Annotated in this window: 5 protein-coding genes; all 5 read left to right on the top strand. The window is 41.7% G+C overall.

Going from position 1 to position 6,342, the window contains the following annotated elements; all coding sequences use genetic code 11:
* The first annotated feature begins 109 nt into the window (after positions 1-109).
* The 5 genes from QUA83_RS20435 (at position 110) to QUA83_RS20415 (ending at position 6,242) form a co-directional block, all read left to right on the top strand.
* Entirely contained in the window at positions 110-373 is a 264-nt protein-coding gene (locus QUA83_RS20435) for a four helix bundle protein (RefSeq protein ID WP_333295419.1), read from the top strand.
* A gap of 76 nt (positions 374-449) precedes the next feature.
* Positions 450-1,940, top strand: a complete 1,491-nt coding sequence (locus QUA83_RS20430) for an MlaD family protein (protein ID WP_333295417.1) — start codon at positions 450-452, stop codon at positions 1,938-1,940.
* A 179-nt stretch (positions 1,941-2,119) separates the two neighbouring features.
* Positions 2,120-2,875, top strand: coding sequence for a Uma2 family endonuclease (locus QUA83_RS20425; RefSeq protein ID WP_333295415.1), 756 nt, complete (start codon positions 2,120-2,122; stop codon positions 2,873-2,875).
* A gap of 365 nt (positions 2,876-3,240) precedes the next feature.
* Positions 3,241-3,744, top strand: coding sequence for a tetratricopeptide repeat protein (locus tag QUA83_RS20420; RefSeq protein ID WP_333295414.1), 504 nt, complete (start codon positions 3,241-3,243; stop codon positions 3,742-3,744).
* Positions 3,745-3,866: 122 nt separating this feature from the next.
* On the top strand, positions 3,867-6,242 hold the full coding sequence (locus tag QUA83_RS20415; protein ID WP_333295413.1) for an FkbM family methyltransferase: 2,376 nt from the start codon (positions 3,867-3,869) through the stop codon (positions 6,240-6,242).
* Positions 6,243-6,342 lie beyond the last annotated feature (100 nt).

Here is a 6,342-nt window from a genome sequence, read left to right as displayed (position 1 = left end):
TCGTTTCAACACCCTCATTTTCGCCTGGTTTAATTGACTTTATACTACCCCGTCGTAAAAAACCTACACCTGTCAGGGAGTAGGGGTTGGGCCAGAAAGCCCGCCCTGAATATACAATTTAAATGCGCGACAGCTTAGTAGTGGTGCTAATATTGCTGAAGGAGATGGTCGAGGTAGCTATCATAATCATCGGCGATTTATCAAGATTGCCAGAGGTTCTTTATATAAAACAAAGCACTGGTTGAGACGGGCTTATACTAGGCAACTACTAACAAGTACGCAAGTAGAAACACTCAAGCCAATTATTGACGCACTGTCGCCAAGGCTAAACGCCTATCTAAAATCTATAGGCAACACATTAGACAAAAATTAACAACTGCCAACTATCAACTGCCAACTATCAACTGCCAACTGCCAACTATCAACTGCCAACTGCCAAAGGAGGTAATATGCGATCGCGAACTGTAAGAGAAGGTTCTGTCGGGTTCTTAATTTTAGTAGGAATCGGTTTATTTGGTGGCTTAGTTCTCTGGCTGCGGGGCGTGCAACTAGGGAACCGCAGCTACAAATTCGCCGTAGAATTTGGCAGCGCCCAAGGAATGCAAATAGGCACGCCCATCAGGTATCGCGGGGTTGCAGTCGGTAAAATTACCGCCCTCCAACCGGGTTCCAACGGGGTAGACGTGACGCTGGAGATTGCCCCCGGTACTTTAGTGATTCCCAGGGATGTTACCATCGAAGCGAATAAATCGGGTTTAATTGGCGAATCGTCGATCGACATTACCCCCAACTCGATTTTGCCAGAATCATTACTTACCGCCAATCCCGTTAGTGCCAACTGTCCCCCAGAGATTATCTGCCAAAATTCGCGCTTAAAAGGTCAAGCTGGTGTCACTATCGACGAACTAATTAAATCCACAGTCCGCCTAGCTAATTTCTACACTGACCCCGCGCTTTTTAACAATATTAAATCTCTTACCGAGAATACAGCCAACACAGCTAAAGGTGCAGCTAAACTCACTCAAGATTTATCAAATTTAACTCAAACTGCCCAAGCGGAAATAAAAAATTTAAATCAATCTGTAAGGGGAGACCTTGGGAGCTTAAATCAATCATTAAAAAGTGAAATAGCAAGTTTAAATCAATCATTAAAGGGGGAAGCCAGCAGTTTAAATCAATCATTGAAGGGAGAAGCAAGTACCTTAAATCAATCGCTCAAGACGGAAATATCAGCCGCCGCCGCTGATGTTTCTAAAGTAGCAGCTACGGCGGACACTTCCACAAAAGCCGTATCTGCAGCTGCGATAAATTCTGCTAATTCAGTAACTCAAGCAGCCAATCAAATTACATTAACAGCCAACCAACTCAATTCTTTAGTAACAACCAACCGCGCCAGTTTAGTCTCAACTCTGAATAACATCAATCAAAGCAGTCAGGAACTGCGGGTAGCTGTCAGCAGCTTGAGTCCGACAATTAATCGAATCAATCAAGGACAATTGCTGAACAATTTAGAAGTTTTATCAGCGAATGCTGCCCAAGCTTCTAGTAATTTGCGAGATTTATCCAGCCAGGTAAACAATCCCGCCACTTTGCTATTATTGCAGCAAACTCTAGATTCTGCACGAGCTACATTTCAGAACGTGCAGAAAATCACTTCCGACGTGGATGATTTGACAGGAGATCCGGCTTTCCGCAACAATATTCGCAGGTTGTTCAACGGATTAGGAGGCTTATTGGGTTCGACAGAACAACTGCGACAGCAAGTTAAAGTGACTCAAACATTAGCTCCCCTTTCTGAGAAAGTAAAGGCGAGTACACCTGCCAGAAATCAATCAGTAGAGCCGGGATTCCCTCGCTTGCACAAACAGCAAAAATTGCCTGTTATACCTTCTCAAACTGCAAAGTCAGCAGAACCAGTTGCTCCCGAAAATAATCCTTAAAACACGGTATAATTGAATAACCGCCAGTGCAATATTCGCGACTTACTCTAGTTAGTAATATGGGCAATACGCACTTTGATTACAGCTATTTAATAAGGTGTGGCTTTCGCACCAGGTATTAAATTTATTGTCCAAATCCTATTAAGAAAAAACTCTTTATATCGCCACGAGAAAAACCAATGACGCAAATATTATCGAAACCGGACGAAACCAAAACCAAGTATAATATAACTTGGGAAAAATTGCCCGACGACTTTAAATTACCCGACGCTCCTGTTGAAAACATTGACCAACCACTTTTAGCGGCGGCCCTCCGAGAAGCCTTGGAGATCGCAGGATTTATCCTAGCTTCAATGCTAATAGCTTCCAATTTTGGACTCTGTGCCAAAGTTAACGACAAAACAGTAGTAAAAGCACCGGATTGGGTGTACGTTCCCTCAGTATTGCCAGCAGAACCAGGAGAAGTTCGCCGCAGTTACACGCCCAATGCTGAGGGAGAAGTACCTGCTGTAGTGATGGAATTTTTATCGGAGACTGACGGTAGTGAATATTCAAATAAACCGACATATCCTTACGGAAAATGGCGGTTTTACGAGCGAATTTTGCAAGTACCGATTTATGTAATTTTTGAACCGAAATCGGGAGTATTGGAAGTGTACAGACTCTCGACTTCTGGAGAATACGAATTGCAAGAACCGGATGCTAATCAGCGATTCTGGATAGAATCAAGGGGTTTATTTCTGGGGGTTTGGGAAGGTGAAAAATCTCATAGAATGGGTTATTGGTTGCGCTGGTGGGATGAGAATGGCAATTTGCTGCTGTGGGGTGCGGAACGGGTGGAACAGGAACGCCAGCGCGCCGAAGATGAACGCCAGCGCGCCGATCGACTAATGGCATACTTGATTCGTCAGGGTATCGATCCTGATGGCATTTGAAGGTGTGGGAGGTCGATCGACCTTTCGGCCCTTAATCCAATCCCATTTTGATTACACAATCGAGTCAGCAAGGGCGTTTTAAATTAAAAATAACCACAATTAAGGAGCGATATGCAGGACTGCAACAAAATTAGAAGAAAAATTAGATCGGCTTTCTGATGAATTAGCCTCAGCACTAGAAGCGGAACGCCAGCGTGATCCTGAACTCACATCTTTGCTAGCGCTTTACCGAGATCGGTTTGGCGAATTGCCTGAGAGTAACGGCTAAAAAGTAAGGGTGCGATCGCGCTTCACCAATTCGATCGCCCGCGTGTTATTGTTACCTAAATGTCCTTGACAAGTCTCAGTTTTTGTGTGGGGGAGAATTGGTTTCAAATTTTAAATGGCGAAGGGCGATCGTTTTGCGATCGAACTTGGGCAATCTAGAGATAGGTGCTTTGCGAGTGCCTGGAAAACAGCGACGCCAAGAGTTAGCAATGGAAAGTACACAGAAAAAATCTAGTGAAAGTCGGGTTCATCGGAGCGATCGAATTAAGCAGATTTTTGCGTTAGTATCAATGGTTGGCTTTGGCGGTTCGGCAATTTTTGGTATGGTGAGTCTGTTCGGCAGCGGTTTGAGCAGTCAGCACCAACAAAAATCGGCTCCGGTAGCAGTTTCTCAGGAGTCTTTGCTGGCGGCGCAGGAACGGGGATATGAAACGGTTTTGCAGCGAGAACCGCAGAATCAGACGGCTCTGGAGGGGTTGGCCAATGTGCGCTTGCAGATGAATAATGGGAAAGGGGCGATCGAGCCTTTGGAGAAGTTGGTGAAGCTAAATCCCGGGCGATCAGATTATAAGGTATTGTTGGGGCAGGTGAAGGGGAAGTAGTAGCGGAAAGGGGGGACTTCAGATGTATCTTCTCCATTGGCTTCTCAGCAATCTCCCCTACCATAGCAATATCTACCCATATCATCGTTAATTATCCTTTTATTTTATCTCCAGGTTATAGCATGGCAATTTTTGTTCCGAGCCTAAAGAAAAGCGGGCATTTAAATAATATTCACGTAACAGTATGCCTCGTTGGCTCTCGTAAGATCGCAGACAAAGATGACTATGGGAGTCAGGGGTGGGATATTTTTGCACCCAATCTTACTATCTATGGATTCGATGCTGATGAAGCTGCTTGTCATGAGGCTAACGCCACTATAGAAGCTCGAAAAATAAATTGGACTGAAAAACATATTCCACTAGCTCTGGGAAATTCTGTCGGAACATCCACAATTTATCTTACTAAACACCCAGGTTGCAGTTCACTATATCCTCCCAGCGATTTCTATATTGAGCGGTTTGTCGGAAATTCTCAGCTAATTGAGCTAGTTTCTACTGTGGAAGTTGAGATAACAACTTTAGATTCTTTTTGCCAATCAAAAGCAGTTAACGAGATTGATTTTATACAACTAGACGTTCAGGGGGCAGAGCTTCTGGTTTTAAAAGGAGCTTCTAGTATTTTAAAAAGTAGCACTCTAGCGATTGTAACAGAAGTAGAGTTTACAGAAATATACAAGGGTCAACCTTTGTTTGGGGATGTAGATGTGTACCTGAGAGAACAAGGATTTACACTTTTTGATTTATGTAATATACATCGTGACGATCGCCGAATGCCTGTAGTGTCACCCGACCACTATGGAGCCTTAGTCTGGTCTGATGCTTTTTATTTTCGGGATCTGATTCGGGAAGACTTGGATACAGAATTAAAGACACCTGATCAAATACTAAAATTAGCTTGTATCGCTGATGTGATGAACTTTCCTGACTATGCTCTGGAACTTCTAGCGTATTTGACCCTGCAATATGGCGACGATATAAGATATAACTTGGCGGATAATATTATAGAGAGCTTAGCGGAGATTCCAGAGCTAGTTAAGGTGGGACTAAGTTCATTGCCTATTATTGCTAAAATTATAAATTACAGCAGCGGTTACAGTGCCAGGAGTGTGTTAAACGATCAATGTAATTGGCAAAAAAGAGGTAATTCCTGCTTGTTTTTAGGAGACTATTCTCAAGCAGCGAGTATTTATGAGCAAGCTATAGAAGCTGAACCAAACATTAAATCCCACTATTGGCACTTGGGGTTGATGCTGCTTTTGCAAGAGCAAGAAGCCGAAGCTCTAACAGTCTGGCTCACAGGTATACTTGAGGGCAATGCCGAACAAAGCGAAGAATGCACATCTGAACTAATAAAAGTTATACAAACAGAAGCACAGCGCCGAGAAAGACTCACGGATTATGCTGTTGCTCGCGGAATCCGGCAACACATCCGGGAAATAGATCCCACCGACATAAATAATTTGTTAAAGATTGTCGATCTTTCTATTAAAATGAATAGTTTGACAAATCAATACCTAATATCCTTGGGAATTGTTGAGTTGTTGCGCTCGGAGTTGTACCCTGTTAATTCCGATTTACTATTACAAGTACTTCAAAGCATTTTAGATTGTCTACCCTACGAACAATCTACCCTGGAATTTGCAACAGCTTGTCAGCGTTATGCCTCCGATTCTCAAGCATTTGTTAAGGTATTGATGCTAGCTAGCCCTAAAATCCCAGATACCCAAACTGTAGATACTCCTACTCATAAATATTCATATTTAGACGAAGAAACTATTATTGATAAATATTTAAACCAATTAAATATAGAAAACAAATACTGTGTCGATATAGCTGCTAGTGATGGGATAAGTATGTCAAACACTTATTTTTTATACAAGCAAGGATGGAGTGGGTTAGCAGTAGAATATGATAGCCAACTATTTACCAAATTAGCACTTAGGTATACTGAATTTGAAAAAGTAAACTTAAGTAAGTGCATGGTGACACCTGAAAACGTAGTTTCTCTTATGAAAACACATCAAGTTCCAGAAAACTTTAGTTTTCTCAATCTTGATATAGATGGTTATGATTATTTTGTATTAGACAAAATACTTAGTTCATTTAGACCTTTGTTGATTACCGTAGAAATAAATGAAAAAATCCCACCACCTCTAAAGTTTACTGTTAACTATAGCCCCAATTATGTTTGGAATAACGATCACTTTTTTGGTCAAAGTATTTCACAGTTAAATAATCTGTGCCAAAAATATAACTATGCTCTCGTAGAGTTACATTATAATAATGCTTTCTTGATTCCTCAAGAAATCAGTCCGATAACTTCACTTACACCAGAGGAAGCCTACAGAAGGGGGTATCTCGATAAACCCGACCGGAAAAATAAATTTCCGTGGAATGCTGATATAGAGCAAGTTCACAATTTATCTCCTCAAGAAGCCTTAATTTATATAACTAACTTTTTTTCTAAATATGAAGGACAATTTACCTGCTACATATAATTTTAGTAATTAGGCGTTTAATGAAAAGAATTTAATTTTTTAAGTAGTCAGATGCCTAATCTAAGGAAACGCTAATCTAACAAGCAAGGTAAAGACAGGC

Source organism: Microcoleus sp. K1-B1 (genome assembly GCF_036704705.1).
GTDB lineage: Bacteria > Cyanobacteriota > Cyanobacteriia > Cyanobacteriales > Microcoleaceae > Microcoleus.
Note: the sequence above shows the minus strand (reverse complement) of the source record. Positions and strands in the feature narration are given on the sequence as shown.